Genomic DNA, 21,582 nt, shown 5'->3' with positions numbered 1-21,582 from the left:
AACTACAAGTATAAAGGATAGCAAACTATAAATTATAGTGGCCGGAGTCCGTGAATGGTCCACACTCGCGGGTCGCGAGCGAGGGCTAAATGTTAAACTATAGCTTGCGTCATTACAAGCCCAAACAAAAAAGAAGCCCTGCGAAGTTAATCGCAGGGCTTCTTTTTTATACTTCACGAGAAAAAGTCTTTTGTTTCTCAGTCTTTAGTCTAAAGATTAGATCGTCATGATCTCGCCTTCTTTTTTCGTAAGCAGCTCGTCGATCTTAACAATGTAAGAATCTGTCATTTTCTGAACTTTGGCTTCTGCATCACGCACGGCGTCTTCCGAAGTGCCTTCTTTCTGCAGTTTTCTCAGCGAGTCGTTCACATCCTTACGAATATTACGAACAGCTATCTTACCAGACTCAGTTTCGTTTTTTACCTGCTTTACCAGCTCACGGCGGCGCTCTTCTGTTAATGCCGGAATATTCAGGCGTACAGAGTCTGCATCCTGTACCGGGTTCAGGCCAAGGTCGCTGTTTTTAATGGCTTTGTTAATTTCGCCCAGCATGTTCTTTTCCCAAGGCTTGATCATAATAGTGCGTGCATCTGTTGCAGCTATGTTAGCAACCTGCGTAATTGGAGTTAGCGTACCGTAGTAATCTACTCTCAGGTGCTCTATCATGGCAGGAGATGCTTTGCCGGCTCTGATCTTTGTCAGCTCTGCGTTTGTGTGCTGCACTGCTTTTTGCATCGACTCCTCTGCTTCGCTGAGGTAAAACTGAATTTCTTCCGTCATATCAATTGTAGCTTAAGATTCTTGTTAAACTATAGTTACTTGTTGTGGTTGCAAAAATACTAAATTTTATCACTTCGTGATAATGACCTGATTACGCCTCAGCCGTCATCGATACCAGTGTGCCAACTTTGTCACCTTGTACGATGCGCTTTAAGTTGCCCGGGGTATTCATGTCAAAAACAATGATCGAAAGGTCATTTTCCTTGCAAAGCGTAAAGGCAGTCATGTCCATTACGTTCAGGCCTTTTTCAAACACATCCTTGAACGAGATGTCAGAATAGAAAATAGCGTCAGGGTCTTTCTCCGGGTCTGCAGAATAAATGCCATCTACGCGGGTACCTTTTAAAACCACATCGGCTTCTATCTCAATAGCGCGTAAACTGGCTGCTGAGTCGGTTGTGAAGTAAGGGTTACCGGTACCGGCACCAAAAATAACCACACGGCCTTTCTCTAAGTGGCGCACGGCACGGCGGCGAATGTATGGTTCGCACACCTGCTGTATGTTGATACCGGAAAGCAGACGCGTATAAACACCAAGCTTCTCGAGAGCACTTTGCAAAGCCATGCTGTTAATAACTGTAGCCAGCATACCCATGTAGTCGCCCTGCACGCGGTCTAAGCCAACCTGCTCGGCCTGCACGCCTCTAAAGATGTTGCCACCCCCGATAACTACTGCCACTTCTACACCAAGCGCGGATACTTCCTTTATCTCCTGAGCGTACTGCATCAATCTGTTCGAGTCGATGCCGTACTGCTGCTCACCCATTAGCGCTTCACCGCTTAGCTTTAACAAAATTCTTTTATACTTCACGATCTATAGTTTGTATAGTTATTGGATACGTTCTACAATACTTCGGGCGGCAGACGTGCTGCCCGGTTGGCAACACAAAATTTTTAAAATAAGATCAGAACCTGGTTTTTTTCCACGTTTTGCTTCACGGCTACCTTTATCTCTTTCACCACACCATCTCCCGGCGACTTCAGGATATTCTCCATCTTCATCGCTTCCAGTATCATGATCGGATCACCTTTTTTTACTTCCTGGCCCGGCTGTACTTTAATCTCAAGTATCAGGCCTGGCATCGGAGCCTTTACGTCATTCACTTTCTGGGCATTGGCATTGCTCATGCCCAGCTTATCCAGCAAAAGATCGAACTGGTCTTTTACGGAAACCGTATGGGTAACGCCGTTGATCTTAAACGTGAACGCTTTTGCCTGGTAATCGGCCTGTACAAGCTCCGCAGTGTAAGATTTATAGTTATGAATGATGTGGTAGGTCTTTGGACCTATTGGCGTGATATCCCAGTTGAAAGGAGTTTCGTTGAGAAGAATAGCATCTTTTTGTATGTCAACCTGCCATGTTTTGTCGTTAGCGGTTTTTACCTGCAGCATCTCTTATTTCTGGTTTTGGAGCCTAAAGATAGTTGAATTCTCAGAGTAATTTTAGAAATTGAAGTCAAAATTAAAACAACCTACCATGAATCAACGGTTTCTGAGCATAGTTGGCCTGGCAACAGCAATGGCTTTTGCAGGCGGCTGCGCCACAAACAAAGAAGCAACTAAAGCCTCAAAAGATACTACTAAAACATCTAAAGCTGCCGTAGCACAAGACGGCGTTCCGGTCTGGGCGCCAAAATATCATGAGTTTAACCCGTCCCGAACCAAGAAACACGACCTGTTGCACACAACACTCCGCGTTAGCTTCGACTGGAAAAAACAACACCTGCACGGGCTGGCCGAATTAACCCTGAAACCATACTTCTACCCGCAAAATACACTGGTGCTCGATGCCAAAGGTTTCGATATACATAATGTAAACCTGATGAAGGGCCTTGACGGCACGGCTCTGAAGTATACTTATGACGGGCAGAAACTAACTATAGATTTAGGCAAGACCTACACCCGCGACCAAAACTATACGATAGAAATTGATTACACAGCCAAGCCAAACGAACTGGCAAGCGGCGGCTCTGATGCTATTACCGAGGACAAAGGCCTGTACTTTATTAACCCGCTCGGCGAAGACCCTGACAAGCCGCGCCAGATCTGGACACAAGGCGAGACTGAAGCAAGCTCTGCCTGGTTCCCAACTATAGATGCGCCGAACGAGCGCATGACCCAGGATATCTACATAACTATAGATAAGAACTTTACCACGCTCTCGAACGGTACTTTTATGTATTCGCGCCAGAATGCGGATGGTACTAAAACAGAGTATTGGAAACAGGAATTGCCGCACGCGCCATACCTGGCCATGATGGCAATTGGCGAATTTGCTATAGTTAAAGACAAATGGCGTAATCTGGATGTAAGCTACTATGTAGAGCCTGAGTTTAAGAACACCGCAAAAAAGATATTCGGGAACACACCTGAAATGATGGAGTTCTTCAGCAAGAAGCTTGGTGTTGATTACCCATGGGCTAAATATGCGCAGGTTGTAGTACGCGACTTCGTGTCGGGGGCTATGGAGAATACGTCGGCATCTACCTTTATGGAAGATCTGCAACTGAACGAGCGCGAGCTGCTGGATAAGAACTGGGACAACATCATCGCGCATGAGCTCTTTCATCAGTGGTTCGGCGATTATGTAACAACCGAGTCGTGGGCTAACCTGCCGCTTAACGAAGCCTTTGCCAACTATAGCGAGTACTTGTGGGCAGAACATAAATTTGGTGCCGATGAGGCTGCTTATGCGCAGATGGATGAGTTAAACCAATACCTGGAAGAAGCGGAGACCAAAAGAGAGCCACTTATCCGTTACCGCTATGGTGATAAAGAGGATATGTTTGATAGCCATTCGTACGCCAAAGGTGGCCGCGTGCTGCACATGCTCCGCAAATATGTCGGCGACGAAGCTTTTTATGCATCCCTAAACCGCTACCTGACCCAGAATAAATACTCTGATGTAGAAGTAGCTGAACTGCGTATGGCATTTGAAGAAGTGACAGGGGAAGACCTGATGTGGTTCTTTGATCAATGGTTCTTGAGGCCGGGCCACCCGGAGCTTAAAGTAAGTCATACCTTTAAAAATGGTCAGTTAAGCCTGCAAGTGCAGCAACTACAGGATACTACTTATTCGCCTGTTTACCGCCTTCCGCTTAAAGTAGCTGTCTGGACGAATGGTAAAAGGACAGACTACCCGATCGAGATCACTAAAGCAGATCAGTCTTTTACACTGCCTGTAACTACACAACCACAGTTAGTCCTTTTCGATGGGGATCAGCAACTGCTTGGGACTGTAGCGCATGAGAAATCACAGGAGGAACTGCGTTATCAGTTTTACAACAGCAAACAGGTAATGGCCGAATACGAAGCCCTGACCGAGCTTTCAAAAAATGCTGCCTCAGAGGTAAAGCTGTTGCAGGATGCCCTTAACAATGATTTCTGGTTTATCAGAACGATGGCTTTGAATGGATTGGTTGATGTGAAGCCAGCTGCACACCCCGCTATAGTTAGTAAAGTAAAGCAAATGGCGAGAGAAGATAAGAAAGGATCCGTAAGAGCTGACGCCACCTTGTTGCTTGCAGGTTGGGGAGGTGAGAACTATAAGGCTATCTACGAAGAAGCGCTGAAAGATAGCTCGTACCTGGTAGTTGCAGCGGGCATTATAGCTTATGCCGGCACAGGCGCCGAAGACACTAAGCAAAAACTAAGTAAGTTTGAAAAGGAGGAAAACGAAGAAGTGTCTATTGCTTTAGCATCTTTCTATGCACTGCAGGGTGGGCCAGAGAAATATAACTGGTTTGTAGAAAAGATAAAGAACAGTAAGAGCAGTGGCAAGTACTACATGTTGCAAAGTTTTGCAGCTTATCTGGCAAGTAATGGCAGTACCAATACCCCGCAAACTATAGACATGCTGGCTGACATTGCACTGAACAACAACCTGTATTATGTACGAATGGCCGCCTTCCAGGCACTGATGGTTATGTCTGACAAGCCAGAGGTAAAAGAAAGGTTAGAAAAAATTAAAGCACAGGAAAAAGATAAACGCCTGATAGAGATGTACAACCAAGCGCTGTAAGCACGCTGAGGTAAATTTTTTGAAGAATTTTTGAACGATTATTTGACAGTAATAAAAAAGCGCTTAATTTTGCATCTCCTTAGAACGAACAGCGCATCTGGCGCAAAGGTTTTAAAGAGGAAAGCTAATTTAATTTAGCGTTTGGGGAGATTCCAGAGCGGCCAAATGGGACGGACTGTAACTCCGTTGTTGTAATGACTTCGCAGGTTCGAATCCTGCTCTCCCCACTAGATTTGAATGATTGAGTAAATGAATAGTAGTAATTTGTTTGCTCGTTCACTTGCTCAATCATTTAAAGTTTAAAAGCGGGAGTAGCTCAGTTGGTAGAGCGATAGCCTTCCAAGCTATAGGCCGCGAGTTCGACCCTCGTCTCCCGCTCAGTAGAACAGATTTTAAATCTTATGGGTATTTGCAGGAAGGAATTTCATGTATATGGATTTCCTTTTTAGTATAAACAAAGATTTAGAAAAGTTTAAAAGCCGACGTAGCTCAGGGGTAGAGTACTTCCTTGGTAAGGAAGGGGTCGTGGGTTCAATTCCCATCGTTGGCTCTAAGTCTGTTCGTGTTAATGAGCACAACTTAAACTTAAACGTTTTAACCTTAATTTTATATCATACAATGGCTAAAGAAACATTTGACCGCTCCAAACCGCACGTAAACATCGGTACAATCGGTCACGTTGACCACGGCAAGACAACTTTGACTGCTGCCATTACTACAGTATTGGCTAAAAAAGGTCTGGCTGCACTACGCGACTTCTCTTCAATCGATAACGCTCCTGAAGAAAAAGAAAGAGGTATTACAATCAATACTTCACACGTAGAATACGCTACTGAGAACCGTCACTATGCACACGTTGACTGCCCAGGTCACGCTGACTACGTGAAGAACATGGTTACTGGTGCTGCTCAGATGGACGGCGCTATCCTTGTGGTTGCTGCAACTGATGGTCCAATGCCACAGACGCGTGAGCACATCCTTCTTGCTCGTCAGGTAGGTGTTCCTCAGCTTGTAGTATTCATGAACAAAGTTGACATGGTAGACGATCCAGAGCTTCTTGAGCTTGTTGAGATGGAAATCCGTGAGCTTCTTTCTTTCTATGACTTCGATGGCGATAACATTCCGGTAATCCAGGGTTCTGCTCTAGGTGGTCTGAATGGCGATGAGAAGTGGGTGAAAACTATCGAGGAGTTAATGGATGCAGTTGATAGCTGGATTCCAATCCCTGCTCGTCTTGTTGACCTTCCATTCCTGATGCCAGTTGAGGACGTGTTCTCAATCACAGGTCGTGGTACTGTTGCAACAGGTCGTATCGAGCGTGGTGTAATCAACTCTGGTGAGCAGGTTGAGATCCTAGGTATGGGTGCTGAGAACTTGAAGTCAGTAGTTACTGGTGTTGAGATGTTCCGTAAGATCCTTGACAGAGGTGAAGCTGGTGACAACGTGGGTCTACTTCTTCGTGGTATTGAGAAAACTGATATCCGTCGTGGTATGGTTATCTGTAAGCCAGGTTCAGTTAAGCCTCACATGGAGTTCAAGGCTGAGGTTTACGTTCTTTCTAAAGAAGAAGGTGGACGTCACACTCCATTCTTTAACAAGTACCGTCCACAGTTCTACTTCAGAACGACAGACGTTACAGGTGAGATCATCCTTCCAGAAGGTGTAGAAATGGTTATGCCAGGTGATAACATCACAATCACTGTGAAGCTGATCAACAAAGTAGCAATGGAAAAAGGTCTTCGTTTCGCTATCCGTGAGGGTGGTAGAACAGTAGGTGCCGGTCAGGTAACTGAGATCTTAGACTAATTATACAAAAGCAGCCCGTTCCTGATAAATAAGTTGGGAACGGGTTTGTTTTTCAAAAACAATTGAATAAATTTGCACTCCATTTGAATTAATGGTGTGCATTTTTTTACGGGTGTAGCTCAATTGGTAGAGTAGTGGTCTCCAAAACCATTGGCTGGGAGTTCGAGTCTCTCCACCCGTGCAAATTTAATTACTCAGGCATTTAAGACGATGAGCAACGTTAAAGACTATATAAACGGAACGGTAGAGGAAATGAGAGATAAAGTCTCATGGCCTTCCTTTAAAGAGTTACAGAACAGTTCTGTACTTGTATTGATAGGCTCTTTAGTGTTTGCTCTTGTAGTAGGTGCAATGGACTTTGTTTTTGACTCGAGCCTGACGTGGTTCTATAACCAATTTTAATAAGAAGCTATGGCTGATTTAAAATGGTATGTAGTACGCGCCGTTAGTGGGCAGGAGAAAAAGGCAAAAGCATATCTCGAAAACGAGATCATGCGCCATAACCTGGGTGAATATGTTCCACAAGTACTTATACCGGCTGAAAAGGTATATGAGATGCGTGGTGGTAAAAAAAGAATCAGAGAAAGAAATTTTTTTCCTGGTTATGTGCTTGTAAATGCTGACCTGAGCCACGGCGAAGCTGAACACTTGATCATCAGTACACCAGGTGTAATTGGCTTTTTAGGTTCAGGTACAGGAGATGCAAGCAAGAAACCGGTTCCGCTTCGCCAGGCTGAAATAAACAGAATACTGGGAACAGTAGATGAAGCAGAAGAGCAAGCTGAAGTATTGGATACACCATTTATAGTTGGAGAAACTATAAAAGTAATGGATGGTCCTTTCAGCGGATTCTCAGGAACGGTTGAAGAAGTGTTTGAAGAGCGTAAGAAGCTTAACGTAATGGTGAAGATCTTTGGTAGAAACACACCGGTTGAGCTGAATTACATGCAAGTAGAAAAAGAATCGTAGTAAATAAATAATGGCAAAGGAAATAAAAGGTTATCTGAAACTTCAGATAAAGGGAGGTGCCGCGAATCCATCGCCACCGGTTGGACCTGCACTTGGTTCTAAAGGTCTTAACATCATGGAGTTCTGTAAGCAGTTCAATGCTAGAACCCAGGAAAAGCCAGGACAAGTGTTACCAGTATTGATTACAATCTACGCAGATAAGTCTTTTGACTTCGTTGTTAAAACGCCACCTGCTCCGGTATTGTTAATGGATGCTGCTAAAATTAAGGGAGGTTCAAAAGAGCCAAACCGTAACAAAGTAGGTTCAGTTACTTGGGATCAGGTAAAAGAGATTGCAGAACTGAAAATGCCTGATTTAAATGCTTTTAAACTGGAGTCGGCTATGAAAATGGTAGCTGGTACAGCAAGAAGCATGGGTATAACAGTTTCTGGCAAAGCTCCATGGAACGAATAATAACAGTTAGAGGATAATGGCGAAGATATCAAAAAATAGGAAAGCGGCTTTAGCTAAGGCCGACCTAACAAAAGAGTATTCTTTGACAGATGCAGCCTCAGTTGTAAAAGATATCACTTTTACAAAGTTTGATGCTTCTGTTGATATAGATGTACGCTTAGGAGTAGACCCTCGTAAAGCAGACCAGATGGTTCGTGGTATAGTTACCCTTCCGCATGGTACTGGTAAAGAGGTTAGAGTGCTGGCATTAGTTACTCCTGACAAAGAGCAGGAAGCTAAAGATGCAGGTGCTGATTTCGTTGGTCTTGATGATTATATTCAGAAGATCGAAAAAGGCTGGACAGATATTGATGTGATCATAACTATGCCGGCAGTAATGGCTAAGGTTGGTCGTCTAGGTAGAATATTAGGTCCTCGTAACCTGATGCCAAACCCTAAGTCTGGTACAGTTACTCAGGATGTAGCGAAAGCTGTGAAAGAAGTTAAAGCTGGTAAGATCGACTTTAAAGTTGACAAAACTGGTATCATTCACACAAGTGTGGGTAAAGTTTCTTTCTCACCAGAGCAGATCGCCGCAAACGCTGCAGAAGTAATTGCTACACTCAACCGTCTGAAGCCATCTTCAGCGAAGGGAACCTACATTAAGAGCATAACATTGTCTAGCACAATGAGCCCGGCCGTAATTGTTGATAAGAACGCAACTATCTAAGAAAATGACCAGGGAAGAAAAAGAGATAATTGTACAAGACCTGAGCGAAAAGTTAGCTAACACTAACTATTTCTATATCACTGATGCTTCTACTATGACAGTTGCAAGCATTAACCAATTCAGGAGAATGGCTTTCGATAGAGGCCTGGAATACAAAGTTTATAAGAATACATTAATCAAGAAAGCATTAGATACTTTAGAAGCTGATACAACTGCACTAGCAGAAGTATTAAAAGGTTCTTCAGGCATCTTGTTTTCAACTGAATCAGGCAACGCTCCTGCTAAGCTGATCAAAGACTTTAGGAAAAAAGGTCACACGCTTCCACTTTTAAAGGGTGCCTTTATTGATAGCGGTATTTATGTTGGTGAGAACCAGCTTGATACACTGTCAACAATCAAGTCTAAGTTTGAGCTTATCGCTGACGTAATTGCATTGCTTCAGTCTCCTGCTAAGAATGTTATCTCTGGCCTACAGGGTGGTGGTAACAAACTTGCCGGAATTCTTAAAACTCTATCTGAAAAAGAATAATTTTTTAAAAACGTAATCAATAAGTAACTTTTAATTTCAATAAAAATGGCAGATTTAAAAGCATTCGCTGAGCAGTTAGTAAACTTAACTGTGAAAGAAGTTAACGAACTAGCTACAATCCTGAAGGACGAATACGGCATCGAGCCAGCTGCTGCTGCTCCAGTAATGATGGCTGGTGGTGGTGCTGCTGAAGGTGGAGCTGCTGCAGAAGAAAAAACTTCTTTTGACGTAATCCTTAAGTCAGCAGGTGCATCTAAACTAGCAGTTGTTAAACTTGTTAAAGAACTTACAGGTCTTGGCCTGAAAGAAGCTAAAGAAGTTGTAGACAGCGCTCCTAAGGCTCTGAAAGAAGGTGTAGCTAAAGATGAAGCTGAATCTCTGAAGAAATCATTAGAAGAAGCTGGTGCTGAAGTAGAGATCAAGTAATCTCACTTTATCAACATATCGAGAACAGGTAGACCTGGCGTTTTAGTCAGGTCTTTTCCTGTTTGTATACGGATTCATAATTGAATCCTTTTTTGCCCACAGCTGTTTTTGGCATCGGGAGCTGAAAACTTATTGTTAACGTTAAATTTCCAAGGCTTTGGCTAAAAATAAAACAATAGAGAGAATCAATTTCGCTTCGATCAAGAAGGTAATTGATTATCCTGATTTTCTTGATGTTCAATTGCAGTCTTTCCAGGACTTTTTCCAATTGGAGACTGCTGCTGAAAATAGAGCTCAGGAAGGATTGTTCAAAGTTTTCGCGGAAAACTTTCCAATTTCTGATTCTCGTGAAAACTTCGTTCTGGAGTTCATCGATTATCACGTAGATCCACCAAAATATTCTGTTGATGAAAGCATCGACAGAGGATTAACATATTCTGTTCCACTCAAAGCTAAACTTCGCCTGATCTGTAATGATGAGGATAACGAAGACTTCGAGACGATCGAACAGGAAGTTTTCCTTGGTAATATTCCTTACATGACTGAGAAAGGCTCCTTTGTTATCAATGGGGCTGAACGTGTTATAGTTTCTCAGTTGCACAGATCACCGGGTGTATTCTTTGCACAAAGCAAGCACACAAACGGAACGAAACTATATTCTGCCAGAATTATTCCTTTTAAAGGTTCCTGGGTTGAATTTGCTACAGACGTTAATAACGTTATGTATGCTTACATCGACCGTAAGAAAAAATTCCCGGTAACTACATTGTTACGTGCTATCGGTTACGGTACTGATAAGGATATTCTTGATCTGTTCGGTCTTTCTGAAGAAATACCGGCTAACAAGACGAACCTTAAAAATGCAGTAGGCAGAAAGTTAGCGGCACGCGTGCTTAAAACTTGGACGGAAGACTTCGTAGATGAAGATACCGGAGAAGTTGTTTCTATTGATCGTAACGAAGTATTACTGGAGCGTGATTCAGAAATCACAGCTGAAGATATTGATGTTATAGTTGAGTCTGGAAACAAATCTATAGTTCTGCACCGTGAGAACGTAAATATTGCTGACTATGCAATTATTTACAATACACTACAAAAAGATAACTCAAACTCTGAGCAGGAAGCGGTAGAGCAGATCTATCGTCAGCTTAGAAATACAGAGGCACCAGACGTAGAGACTGCTCGTGACATTATCCAGAAGCTATTCTTCTCTGATAAGCGTTATGACTTAGGTGAAGTTGGTCGTTACAGAATCAACAAGAAGCTTGGTATTGATACAAATTGGGATGCAAAGGTATTAACGAACGACGACATTGTTCTGATCGTGAAGTACCTGATCGGTTTGATCAACTCTAGAGCTGTAGTGGATGATATTGACCACTTAAGTAACCGACGTGTAAGAACAGTAGGTGAACAGTTATATGCGCAATTTGGTGTAGGTCTGGCTCGTATGGCCAGAACGATCAAAGAGCGTATGAACGTTCGCGATAACGAAGACTTCAAACCTGTTGATCTGATCAACGCCAGAACACTGTCTTCTGTTATTAACTCGTTCTTCGGTACTAACCAGCTTTCTCAGTTCATGGACCAGACCAACCCGCTGGCAGAAGTGACGCACAAGCGTCGTGTATCTGCACTGGGGCCAGGTGGTCTATCAAGAGAGCGTGCAGGCTTCGAGGTACGTGACGTTCACTATACACACTATGGTCGTCTATGTACTATTGAAACTCCGGAAGGACCGAACATTGGTCTTATCTCTTCACTTTGCGTGCATGCTCGTGTAAACCACATGGGCTTCATCGAAACTCCTTATCGTAAGGTTGTTGATGGTATAGTTAACGTAGCCGGTGAAGTAGAATACTTAACTGCAGAAGAAGAGGATACCCACCACATTGCACAGGCTAATGCTGTGATCGATGAAAAAGGTAACTTCATCAATGATAGAGTAAAAGGTAGATTTGAAGGTGACTTCCCTGTAGAAGAACCATCAACTTATACTTACATGGACATTGCGCCAAACCAGATCGTATCTGTGGCGGCATCGATGATTCCATTCCTTGAGCATGATGATGCTAACCGTGCCCTGATGGGTTCGAACATGCAGCGCCAGGCAGTTCCACTTCTGAAGCCACAAGCTCCTATAGTTGGTACAGGTCTGGAAGGCAGAGCAGCAATTGACTCAAGAGCACTGGTTATAGCAGAAGGCGACGGTGTGATCGATTTCGTAGATTCAACTAAGATTGTAGTAAAATATGATCTTACAAATGAAGAGAAACTGGTTTCATTCGATGCTGAATATGTAACCTATAAACTGATCAAATTCCGCAGAACGAACCAGGATACATGTATTAACCTGACCCCTTTAGTTAGAACAGGTCAGCGTGTAACCAAAGGACAGCCACTATGCGAAGGTTATGCAACTAACGATGGTGAACTTGCCCTTGGCCGTAACTTACAAGTTGCGTTCATGCCTTGGCAAGGTTATAACTTCGAGGATGCGATCGTAATCTCTGAAAGAGTAGTACGTGATGACGTATTTACATCTATTCACATTGAAGAGTTTGAGCTTGAAGTTCGTGAAACGAAGCGTGGCGAAGAAGAATTAACTTCTGAGATACCTAACGTAAGCGAAGAAGCAGTTCGTAACCTTGATGAGAACGGTATCATCAGAATTGGTGCTGAAGTTAAAGAAGGTGATATCCTGATCGGTAAGATCACTCCTAAAGGTGAAACTGATCCGACTCCGGAAGAGAAACTTCTTCGTGCGATCTTCGGTGATAAAGCCGGTGATGTGAAGGATGCTTCGCTTAAGGCGCCGCCGTCACTAAATGGTGTTGTTATTGAGACTAAGTTGTTCTCTCGTCCTAAAAAGGATAAAAACCTTAGAGCTAAATCTAAGAAAGAGGTTGAAGAACTAAAAGTTAAATATTCAAAAGACCTGATCGCTATTAAGAATGTAATGGTTGATAAATTGGTTGACTTGCTAGAAGGTAAGACAACACAAGGTATCAAGCATAAATTCGGTGATGAGATCTTGACGAAAGGTTCTAAGTTCAGCAGAAAGAACATTGTAGAAGCTTTATTCCCTGAGAAGAATCCTTACAAGGATGAAAGCAACTATGCCGTTCCGGAAGAAGTGAACATGTTCAAGGATTTGATCCTTGAAAACTGGACAAATGATGAGCAGACCAACAACATGTTATTGGAGTTGGTGAAGAACTATACTAAACGTCGTAATATTATCTCTGCACACTTTAAGCGTGAAAGATTTACGTTGGAAGTAGGAGATGAATTACCGGCAGGTATCGTGCAGTTAGCCAAAGTATACATCGCTAAGAAACGTAAGCTGAAAGTTGGTGATAAGATGGCTGGTCGTCACGGTAACAAAGGTATAGTTGCCCGTATAGTTCGCGACGAAGACATGCCATTCCTGGAAGATGGAACTCCTATGGACATCGTGCTTAACCCGCTTGGTGTACCTTCAAGGATGAACATCGGTCAGATCTATGAAACTGTACTTGGTTGGGCTGGTTTAAGATTAGGTCGTAAATATGCGACTCCGATCTTCGACGGTGCTACGGAAGAGCAGGTTTCTGCTGAGCTGACAGAAGCAGGGCTGCCACGTTTTGGTAGAACATATCTGTTCGATGGTTTATCTGGTGACAGATTCGACCAGCCGGTAACAGTCGGTGTAATCTACATGCTGAAACTGGGTCACTTGGTTGATGATAAGATGCACGCTCGTTCTATCGGACCATACTCATTGATCACGCAGCAGCCATTGGGTGGTAAAGCCCAGTTTGGTGGTCAGCGTTTCGGTGAGATGGAGGTGTGGGCACTGGAAGCATTCGGTGCTTCTAATGTGTTGCAGGAAATACTTACAGTTAAATCGGATGACGTTATTGGCCGAGCAAAAGCTTATGAAGCGATTGTAAAAGGCGATGTGTTGCCAAAACCAAATATCCCGGAATCATTCAACGTATTGATCCACGAGTTAAGAGGTCTGGCATTAGAGATAACGTTGGAGTAATAAAGTAAAAGCTAAGCGCTCTGGAAATACCGGAGCGCTTAGCGCACTTTATAGTACAGATAGCTGTAAAGCAAATAAGTTGTATCGATATTATTAGAATAATATGGCATTTGCAAAAACCAAAAAGTTAACTCAGGACTTCTCCAAAGTAACGATAAGCTTAGCTTCTCCAGAGTCGATTCTGGAGCGTTCTAACGGAGAGGTAGTAAAGCCTGAGACCATAAATTATAGAACCTATAAGCCTGAGATGGGTGGTTTATTCTGCGAAAGAATATTCGGACCTGTTAAAGACTGGGAATGCCACTGCGGAAAGTATAAGAGAATCAGATACAAAGGTATCATCTGCGACCGTTGCGGTGTAGAGGTTACTGAGAAGAAAGTGCGTCGTGAGCGTATGGGCCATATTGAGCTTGTAGTTCCTGTAGCGCATATCTGGTACTTCAAATCTCTTCCAAACAAAATCGGTTATCTGTTAGGCTTACCTACAAAGAAGCTTGACCAGATTATCTATTATGAAAGATATGTAGTTATCCAGCCAGGTATTTTGGCAGAAGACGGTGTTAACGTACTCGACTTCCTGACTGAAGATGAATACCTGGATATGGTTGACAAGCTTCCACGTGAGAACCAGATGTTGGATAATAATGATCCAAACAAGTTCATCGCGAAAATGGGTGCTGAAGCATTGCAGATGCTGTTGGAGCGTACGAACCTTGATGACCTTTCATACGAGCTCCGTCATGCTGCCGCACACGAAACTTCGCAGCAGCGTAAAGCTGAGGCGTTGAAGCGTCTTCGTGTAGTAGAAGCATTCCGTGATGCTGCAACAAGAATTGAAAACAGACCTGAGTGGATGATTATCCGCATGGTGCCTGTTATTCCGCCAGAGCTTCGTCCGTTAGTTCCGTTGGATGGTGGCCGTTTCGCTACTTCTGACTTGAACGACCTTTACAGACGTGTTATTATCCGTAACAACCGTCTGAAGCGTCTTATCGAGATTAAAGCTCCGGAAGTTATTCTTCGTAACGAGAAGCGTATGCTACAGGAAGCGGTTGACTCCCTGTTCGACAACTCACGTAAAGTGAACGCTGTTCGTGCTGAAGGTAACCGTGCGCTAAAATCACTTTCAGATATGCTGAAAGGTAAGCAGGGACGTTTCCGTCAGAACTTACTTGGTAAGCGTGTTGACTACTCTGGCCGTTCGGTAATTGTAGTTGGTCCTGAACTGAAGCTGCATGAGTGCGGTCTGCCTAAGAACATGGCAGCTGAGCTTTTCAAGCCGTTCATTATCCGCAAGCTGATCGAAAGAGGTATAGTTAAGACTGTAAAGTCAGCTAAGAAAATTGTAGATCGTAAAGACCCTGTAGTTTGGGATATCCTGGAGAATGTGCTGAAAGGCCACCCGGTACTCCTTAACCGTGCTCCTACACTACACAGACTTGGTATCCAGGCATTCCAGCCAAAACTGATCGAAGGTAAAGCAATCCAGTTACACCCACTTGTGTGTACGGCATTCAACGCCGACTTTGACGGTGACCAGATGGCGGTGCACGTTCCACTAGGACCTGCGGCTATCCTGGAAGCCTCAATGCTGATGCTTGCTTCGCACAATATCCTAAACCCTGCTAACGGTGCTCCAATTGCAGTACCTTCTCAGGACATGGTTCTTGGTTTATACTATGTAACCAAAGGAAAGCGTACCACTGAGAATGAAACTATCAAAGGGGAGGGCATGAGCTTCTATTCTCCTGAAGAAGTTATTATAGCTATAAACGAAGGGCGTCTTTCTAAGCATGCACACATTAAGGTGCGTGTAAATATTAAAGATGAAAGCGGCCAGATCGTAAATAAATTAACTGATACAGTAGCTGGTCGTGTATTATTCAACCAGTTCGTACCTACAGAAGTTGGATACATTGATGAATTACTGACGAAGAAGAAACTTCAGCAGGTAATTTCCCGCGTATTCAAAGAAACAGGTATGGCTCGTACAGCTCACTTCCTGGATGATATCAAAACACTTGGATTCCAGTCTGCTTACAAAGGCGGTCTGTCAATGGGTCTTGGTGATATCAATATTCCAGCAGAAAAAGAGATACTTGTTGAGCAGGCTAAGAAAGATGTAGATGCTGTATGGCAGAACTACTCTATGGGTCTGATCACCGACAACGAGCGTTACAACCAGGTTATCGATATCTGGACACGTATCAACAACCAGATCACTGAAACGTTGATGCGGCGTCTAGAGAACGAAGATCAGGGCTTCAACTCGATCTTCATGATGATGCACTCTGGTGCTCGTGGTTCACGAGAGCAGATCCGTCAGCTAGGTGGTATGAGAGGTCTGATGGCTAAGCCTCAGAAGTCACTTCAAGGCTCAGTTGGTGAAATTATCGAAAACCCGATCCTTTCTAACTTTAAGGAAGGTCTGGATGTAATCGAGTACTTTATCTCAACGCACGGTGCGCGTAAAGGTCTTGCCGATACTGCACTTAAAACTGCGGATGCTGGTTACCTGACTCGTCGTCTGGTAGACGTATCACAGGACGTGATTGTGAACGAAGAGGACTGCGGTACATTACGTGGTCTGGAAGTAAGCGCACTTAAGGATAACGAAGATATCGTTGAATCTTTATCAGAGCGTATCCTTGGTCGTGTAACTGTACACGATGTTTACGATCCGATCACAAACGCCCTTATAGTTGAGTCTGGTTCTGAGATCACAGAAGAAGTTGCACGTGACATTGAAAACACTGCGATTGAGTTTGTAGAGATCCGTTCAGTACTTACTTGTGAGTCTAAGCGTGGTATTTGCGCTAAATGCTACGGCCGTAACCTGGCAACAGGATTTATGGTGCAGAAAGGTGAAGCAGTTGGTGTTATCGCAGCTCAGTCAATTGGTGAGCCAGGTACACAGCTTACACTTCGTACATTCCACGTGGGTGGTACGGCATCTAACATCGCGGTAGAAGCAACTATAAAAGCTAAGTTTGGTGGTAAGATCGAGTATGAAGATGTTCGTACGATCGACACGATCAATAACGAAGGCGAGCCTGTAAAGGTAGTAATGGGACGTTCAGGTGAAGTGAAGATTGTTGACCCGGCAACAGGTAAACTGTTTATCTCTAACCACGTGCCTTACGGTTCATTCCTGACTGTTAATGACGGACAGACTGTAGAGAAAGGCGACAATATTTGTAGCTGGGATCCATATAACGCGGTTATCCTTTCAGAATTCGATGGTAACATTGCTTACGACTCAATTATTGAAGGCGTAACATATCGTGAAGAATCGGATGAGCAGACAGGATATCGTGAGAAGGTAATTATCGATACAAGAGATAAGACGCAGAACCCTGCAATACTTGTAAACCCTAAGAATGGCGAGCCGAAAGGTTATAACATTCCGGTAGGTGCACACATAGTGGTTGAAGATGGTGAGAAGATCAAAGCAGGTCAAATACTTGTTAAGATCCCACGTGCTATTGGTAAAACACGAGATATTACAGGTGGTCTGCCACGAGTTACAGAATTATTCGAAGCTCGTAACCCGTCTAACCCGGCGGTTGTATCTGAGATCGATGGTGTAGTTACTTATGGTAGCGTGAAGCGTGGTAACCGTGAAATCTTTATCGAGTCGAAAGACGGAGTGAAGAAGAAGTACATGGTGCCTCTTTCTAAGCACATCCTTGTTCAGGACAATGACTTCGTGAGAGCTGGTATGCCATTATCAGATGGTGCTATTACACCAACTGATATTCTAAATATTCAGGGCCCGGGCGCCGTACAAGAGTACCTGGTAAATGAGATTCAGGAAGTATATCGCTTACAGGGTGTGAAGATCAACGACAAGCACATTGAAGTTGTGGTTCGCCAGATGATGCAGAAAGTTGTTATCATCGATCCAGGTGACACAAGCTTCCTGGAACACCAGGTGGTTGACAAGATCCTGTTTATGGAAGAAAACGACCGCATCATTGATATGAAGGTTGTGGAAGAATCAGGTGACTCAGCTACGATGAAACCAGGTCAGATAGTAACAGCGCGTCGTTTACGTGATGAGAACTCAAGCCTGAAGCGTCGTGACTTAAGATTAGTGACAGTAAGAGATGCATCTCCAGCTGTTTCTCGTCCAACGTTACAGGGTATTACGCAGGCTTCGTTAGGTACGCAAAGCTTTATATCAGCAGCTTCGTTCCAGGAAACTACCAAAGTACTGAGTGAAGCAGCTATAAAAGGTAAAGCTGATGAGTTATTAGGTCTGAAAGAGAACGTAATTGTTGGACACCTGATCCCGGCGGGTACTGGATTGAAAGAATACCAGAAACTGATCGTTGGTAGCCAGGAAGAATATGATTCACTGACAGAATCTAAGAGAGCTACAGCTAAATCAAAGCAGCAAGCATTACAGAATAAATAACCAAAACTATGGCAGAAGAACAGCAGATCCAGAATCAGATTAACATTGAGTTATCGGAAGAAGTAGCAGAAGGGCAATATGCAAATCTTGCCATGATAGCACATTCCAGTAGCGAATTTGTTATTGATTTTATTCGTCTGATGCCAGGGTTGCCAAAAGCAAAAGTAAAATCAAGAGTTGTTATCACACCAGAGCATGCTAAAAGATTATTAGCAGCTCTGGCTGATAACATCAAGAAATACGAAAGTAGCTTTGGCGAAATAAAGCAGGCAAATGAAGCGCCCTCTTTCCCGATGAACTTCGGAGGCACGGTTGGCGAAGCATAAGGTGCTAATAATTAAATAATTAAAATTTTGAAATTGCAAATCGATTTTTATACCTTTGCAGTCCAAAAATTAAAGTGGAAAAATCTATAATTAACAGCTAGTAAATGCCTACTATACAGCAATTAGTAAGAAAAGGCAGAGAGAAACTGACTTCAAAGTCAAAGTCTCCAGCCTTGGATTCATGCCCACAGCGTCGTGGAGTATGTACAAGAGTATATACAACGACGCCTAAGAAACCAAACTCTGCAATGCGTAAAGTTGCAAGGGTAAGATTAACAAATGGTAAAGAGGTTAACGCCTACATACCAGGTGAAGGTCACAACTTACAGGAACACTCGATTGTTCTTATCAGAGGTGGTAGAGTAAAGGACCTTCCGGGTGTTCGTTATCACATCGTACGTGGTGCATTGGATACTGCAGGTGTGAGTGGCCGTCTTCAGTCTCGTTCTAAATACGGTGCTAAGAGACCTAAGCCAGGACAAGCTCCAGCGGCTGCCGGAAAAGGTAAAAAGAAATAATAAATAGCATTTAATACAATGAGAAAAGCAAAGCCGAAGAGTAGAATTCTCCTTCCAGATCCAAAATACAAAGAGACATTAGTTACACGTTTTGTAAACTACCTGATGGTAGATGGCAAGAAAAGTGTTGCTTATGGAATTTTCTATGATGCTGTAGATCTAGTAGAGCAAAGAACAAAAGAGAACGGTCTTGAAACTTGGAAGAAGGCATTGAATAACATCATGCCAGCTGTAGAGGTTAAAAGCCGTCGTGTTGGAGGAGCTACTTTCCAAGTGCCGACTGAGGTTCGTCCGGACCGCAGAGTATCTCTGGGAATCAAATGGATGATTTCCTACTCACGTAAGAGAGGTGAGAAGACAATGAAGGATAAATTAGCAGGTGAAATTATCGCAGCTGCTAAGGGTGAAGGTGCAGCCGTTAAGAAAAAAGACGACACGCACAGAATGGCAGAAGCCAACAAAGCATTCTCACACTTTAGATTCTAGTAATGGCAAGAGACTTAAAATATACCAGAAATATTGGTATTGCTGCGCACATTGATGCCGGTAAGACCACTACAACTGAGCGTATTCTTTATTATACAGGTAAATCTCACAAGTTAGGTGAAGTACACGAAGGTGGTGCAACAACTGACTGGATGGAGCAGGAGCAGGAGCGTGGTATCACGATTACTTCTGCAGCTGTAACAGTGAGCTGGCCATACAGAAACAACGACTACCATATCAACATTATAGATACGCCAGGTCACGTAGACTTTACAGTAGAGGTGAACCGTTCACTTCGCGTACTGGATGGTCTTGTATTCCTTTTTAGTGCGGTTGATGGTGTAGAACCACAATCAGAAACTAACTGGAGACTTGCAGACAACTATAAAGTTGCCCGTCTTGGTTTCGTTAACAAAATGGACCGTTCTGGTGCTGACTTCCTTGCAGTTTGTAAGCAAGTTAAAGAAATGCTGGGCAGCAATGCGGTAGCATTACAGTTACCGATCGGTGCTGAAGATAACTTCAAGGGTGTTGTTGATCTGGTTAACTTCCGTGGTATAGTTTGGAATGAATCAGATAAAGGTATGACCTTTACTGAAGTTCCAATTCCGGATGATATGCTGGAAGAAGCTGAAGAATACAGAGAGAAACTTTTGGAAGCAGTAGCTGATTATGACGAAAGATTAATGGAGAAATACTTCGATGATCCAGCGTCAATCACAGAAGATGAAATTCTTGCTGCTCTTCGTGCTGCAACAATAGATATGGCTATTGTTCCAATGCTTTGTGGTTCTTCTTTCAAGAACAAAGGTGTTCAGACAATGCTTGACTATGTAATGGCTTTGTTACCATCTCCGATGGACAAAGAAAGCATTACTGGTACAGATCCTGATACAGGAAATGAAATAGCTCGTAAGCCAAGTGCAACAGATCCATTCGCAGGTCTTGCATTTAAGATCGCAACTGACCCTTATGTAGGACGTCTTTGCTTTGTACGTGCATATTCAGGTGTATTGGAATCAGGATCATACGTGTTTAATACTCGCTCAAACAACAAAGAGCGTATCTCACGTATTTTCCAGATGCATGCTAACAAGCAAAACCAGATCGAAAGATTAGAAGCTGGTGATATCGCTGCAGTAGTAGGCTTTAAGGATATCAAAACAGGTGATACACTTTGCGATCAGGGACATAAGATCGTTCTTGAATCAATGGAATTCCCTGAGCCAGTAATTGGATATGCAATTGAGCCAAAAACTCAGGCTGACTCTGATAAAATGGGTATGGCAATTGCCAAGCTTGTTGAAGAGGATCCAACACTACAGGTTAACACTGACGAGGAAACTGGTCAAACTATTCTTCGCGGTATGGGTGAGCTTCACTTGGAGATCATCATCGACCGTATGAAGCGTGAGTTTAAGGTTGAATTGAACCAGGGTGCCCCACAGGTAGCTTACAAAGAAACAATCACTAAAACTGTTGAGCACAGAGAAGTGTTCAAGAAACAGTCAGGCGGTCGTGGTAAGTTTGCTGATATCGTGTTCACAATGGGACCACGTGAAGATGGCAAGCAGGGACTTGAGTTTGAGAACGCAATTGTAGGTGGTGTGATTCCAAGAGAATTTATACCAGCTGTTCAGAAAGGTTTCGAAGAAGCAATGAAGAACGGTATCCTTGCAGGCTTCCCGATTGACTCAATGAAAGTGCGTCTGTTCCACGGTTCATTCCACGATGTTGACTCTGACTCATTATCATTTGAATTAGCAGCTCGTCAAGGTTTCAAAGAAGCAGGTAAGCAGTGTGCTCCTAAACTTCTTGAGCCGATCATGGCGGTTGATGTTGTTACTCCAGATGAGTACACAGGTCCTGTAACTGGTGACTTGAACAGAAGAAGAGGTATCATGAAAGGTATGGATACAAAAGGTACATCAACTGTTGTAAAAGCAGATGTTCCGTTATCAGAACTTTTCGGTTATGTTACTGACCTTCGTACGATTACATCAGGTAGAGCTACTGCTTCTTTAACTTTCTCACATTATGAGCAAGTACCTCAGAACTTAGCAGATGGCATTATTGCCAAAATTAAAGGAACATCAGCTAAATAGTTG

General features: G+C 43.4%; 17 protein-coding genes and 4 tRNA genes. 18 read left to right on the top strand and 3 right to left on the bottom strand.

Annotation, left to right across the window (positions count from 1 at the left end):
- Window positions 1–216: 216 nt before the first annotated feature.
- From frr to ABS362_RS13735, 3 genes are all read right to left on the bottom strand, one after another.
- On the bottom strand, window positions 217–780 hold the full coding sequence (frr, locus tag ABS362_RS13745) for a ribosome recycling factor (protein WP_350413070.1): 564 nt from the start codon (window positions 778–780) through the stop codon (window positions 217–219).
- A 91-nt stretch (window positions 781–871) separates the two neighbouring features.
- On the bottom strand, window positions 872–1,591 hold the full coding sequence (gene pyrH / locus ABS362_RS13740; RefSeq protein WP_350413069.1) for a UMP kinase: 720 nt from the start codon (window positions 1,589–1,591) through the stop codon (window positions 872–874).
- Between the two features lie 83 nt (window positions 1,592–1,674).
- Window positions 1,675–2,172, bottom strand: coding sequence for a biotin/lipoyl-containing protein (locus ABS362_RS13735; RefSeq protein WP_350413068.1), 498 nt, complete (start codon window positions 2,170–2,172; stop codon window positions 1,675–1,677).
- Between the two features lie 85 nt (window positions 2,173–2,257).
- On the opposite strand from ABS362_RS13735, the gene ABS362_RS13730 reads away from it, so the two are divergent.
- The 18 genes from ABS362_RS13730 to fusA all read left to right on the top strand — a co-directional run bounded on the left by ABS362_RS13730 (window position 2,258) and on the right by fusA (window position 21,579).
- The gene (locus ABS362_RS13730) at window positions 2,258–4,801 is read left to right on the top strand and encodes a M1 family aminopeptidase (RefSeq protein WP_350413067.1); all 2,544 of its coding nucleotides are present in this window, start codon (window positions 2,258–2,260) and stop codon (window positions 4,799–4,801) included.
- 143 nt (window positions 4,802–4,944) lie between these two features.
- Window positions 4,945–5,028 (top strand) — tRNA-Tyr (locus tag ABS362_RS13725).
- 78 nt (window positions 5,029–5,106) lie between these two features.
- Window positions 5,107–5,179, top strand: a tRNA-Gly gene (locus ABS362_RS13720).
- Between the two features lie 100 nt (window positions 5,180–5,279).
- Window positions 5,280–5,351: transfer RNA gene (locus ABS362_RS13715), tRNA-Thr, on the top strand.
- 68 nt (window positions 5,352–5,419) lie between these two features.
- Entirely contained in the window at window positions 5,420–6,607 is a 1,188-nt protein-coding gene (tuf, locus tag ABS362_RS13710) for an elongation factor Tu (protein ID WP_187031522.1), read from the top strand.
- A 108-nt stretch (window positions 6,608–6,715) separates the two neighbouring features.
- Window positions 6,716–6,788, top strand: a tRNA-Trp gene (locus tag ABS362_RS13705).
- Between the two features lie 29 nt (window positions 6,789–6,817).
- Window positions 6,818–7,009: a preprotein translocase subunit SecE gene (secE, locus tag ABS362_RS13700; protein WP_162427726.1), complete on the top strand. Its 192-nt coding sequence runs from the start codon at window positions 6,818–6,820 to the stop codon at window positions 7,007–7,009.
- Between the two features lie 9 nt (window positions 7,010–7,018).
- Complete coding sequence (gene nusG, locus ABS362_RS13695) at window positions 7,019–7,576, top strand: transcription termination/antitermination protein NusG (RefSeq protein WP_350413066.1); 558 nt, start codon at window positions 7,019–7,021, stop codon at window positions 7,574–7,576.
- A gap of 10 nt (window positions 7,577–7,586) precedes the next feature.
- Window positions 7,587–8,030 carry a 50S ribosomal protein L11 gene (gene rplK, locus ABS362_RS13690; RefSeq protein WP_350413065.1) on the top strand — a complete coding sequence of 148 codons (444 nt, stop codon included), beginning with the start codon at window positions 7,587–7,589 and terminating at the stop codon, window positions 8,028–8,030.
- 16 nt (window positions 8,031–8,046) lie between these two features.
- Window positions 8,047–8,739, top strand: coding sequence for a 50S ribosomal protein L1 (gene rplA, locus ABS362_RS13685; RefSeq protein ID WP_162427723.1), 693 nt, complete (start codon window positions 8,047–8,049; stop codon window positions 8,737–8,739).
- A 4-nt stretch (window positions 8,740–8,743) separates the two neighbouring features.
- Entirely contained in the window at window positions 8,744–9,268 is a 525-nt protein-coding gene (gene rplJ, locus ABS362_RS13680; RefSeq protein WP_162427722.1) for a 50S ribosomal protein L10, read from the top strand.
- Window positions 9,269–9,313: 45 nt separating this feature from the next.
- The gene (gene rplL / locus ABS362_RS13675) at window positions 9,314–9,694 is read left to right on the top strand and encodes a 50S ribosomal protein L7/L12 (protein ID WP_350413064.1); all 381 of its coding nucleotides are present in this window, start codon (window positions 9,314–9,316) and stop codon (window positions 9,692–9,694) included.
- Between the two features lie 157 nt (window positions 9,695–9,851).
- The gene (gene rpoB, locus ABS362_RS13670) at window positions 9,852–13,724 is read left to right on the top strand and encodes a DNA-directed RNA polymerase subunit beta (protein ID WP_350413063.1); all 3,873 of its coding nucleotides are present in this window, start codon (window positions 9,852–9,854) and stop codon (window positions 13,722–13,724) included.
- Window positions 13,725–13,827: 103 nt separating this feature from the next.
- Window positions 13,828–18,144 (top strand): DNA-directed RNA polymerase subunit beta', encoded by a 4,317-nt coding sequence (gene rpoC, locus ABS362_RS13665; protein ID WP_350413062.1) that lies wholly within the window; start codon window positions 13,828–13,830, stop codon window positions 18,142–18,144.
- 8 nt (window positions 18,145–18,152) lie between these two features.
- The gene (locus ABS362_RS13660) at window positions 18,153–18,470 is read left to right on the top strand and encodes a DUF3467 domain-containing protein (RefSeq protein WP_350413061.1); all 318 of its coding nucleotides are present in this window, start codon (window positions 18,153–18,155) and stop codon (window positions 18,468–18,470) included.
- 104 nt (window positions 18,471–18,574) lie between these two features.
- Window positions 18,575–18,988, top strand: coding sequence for a 30S ribosomal protein S12 (rpsL, locus tag ABS362_RS13655; protein ID WP_187031501.1), 414 nt, complete (start codon window positions 18,575–18,577; stop codon window positions 18,986–18,988).
- A gap of 18 nt (window positions 18,989–19,006) precedes the next feature.
- Complete coding sequence (rpsG, locus tag ABS362_RS13650) at window positions 19,007–19,474, top strand: 30S ribosomal protein S7 (protein ID WP_350413060.1); 468 nt, start codon at window positions 19,007–19,009, stop codon at window positions 19,472–19,474.
- Between the two features lie 2 nt (window positions 19,475–19,476).
- Complete coding sequence (gene fusA, locus ABS362_RS13645; protein ID WP_350413059.1) at window positions 19,477–21,579, top strand: elongation factor G; 2,103 nt, start codon at window positions 19,477–19,479, stop codon at window positions 21,577–21,579.
- Window positions 21,580–21,582: the final 3 nt, after the last annotated feature.

Source organism: Pontibacter populi, from assembly GCF_040278685.1.
GTDB lineage: Bacteria > Bacteroidota > Bacteroidia > Cytophagales > Hymenobacteraceae > Pontibacter > Pontibacter populi.
Note: the sequence above shows the minus strand (reverse complement) of the source record. Positions and strands in the feature narration are given on the sequence as shown.

Coding starts and splice junctions, on each gene's coding strand:
- frr (WP_350413070.1), bottom strand. CDS start 780: ATGACGGAAGAAATTCAGTTTTACCTCAGCGAAGCAGAGGAGTCGATG.
- ABS362_RS13735 (WP_350413068.1), bottom strand. CDS start 2,172: ATGCTGCAGGTAAAAACCGCTAACGACAAAACATGGCAGGTTGACATA.
- ABS362_RS13730 (WP_350413067.1), top strand. CDS start 2,258: ATGAATCAACGGTTTCTGAGCATAGTTGGCCTGGCAACAGCAATGGCT.
- tuf (WP_187031522.1), top strand. CDS start 5,420: ATGGCTAAAGAAACATTTGACCGCTCCAAACCGCACGTAAACATCGGT.
- secE (WP_162427726.1), top strand. CDS start 6,818: ATGAGCAACGTTAAAGACTATATAAACGGAACGGTAGAGGAAATGAGA.
- nusG (WP_350413066.1), top strand. CDS start 7,019: ATGGCTGATTTAAAATGGTATGTAGTACGCGCCGTTAGTGGGCAGGAG.
- rplK (WP_350413065.1), top strand. CDS start 7,587: ATGGCAAAGGAAATAAAAGGTTATCTGAAACTTCAGATAAAGGGAGGT.
- rplA (WP_162427723.1), top strand. CDS start 8,047: ATGGCGAAGATATCAAAAAATAGGAAAGCGGCTTTAGCTAAGGCCGAC.
- rplJ (WP_162427722.1), top strand. CDS start 8,744: ATGACCAGGGAAGAAAAAGAGATAATTGTACAAGACCTGAGCGAAAAG.
- rplL (WP_350413064.1), top strand. CDS start 9,314: ATGGCAGATTTAAAAGCATTCGCTGAGCAGTTAGTAAACTTAACTGTG.
- rpoC (WP_350413062.1), top strand. CDS start 13,828: ATGGCATTTGCAAAAACCAAAAAGTTAACTCAGGACTTCTCCAAAGTA.
- ABS362_RS13660 (WP_350413061.1), top strand. CDS start 18,153: ATGGCAGAAGAACAGCAGATCCAGAATCAGATTAACATTGAGTTATCG.
- rpsL (WP_187031501.1), top strand. CDS start 18,575: ATGCCTACTATACAGCAATTAGTAAGAAAAGGCAGAGAGAAACTGACT.
- rpsG (WP_350413060.1), top strand. CDS start 19,007: ATGAGAAAAGCAAAGCCGAAGAGTAGAATTCTCCTTCCAGATCCAAAA.
- fusA (WP_350413059.1), top strand. CDS start 19,477: ATGGCAAGAGACTTAAAATATACCAGAAATATTGGTATTGCTGCGCAC.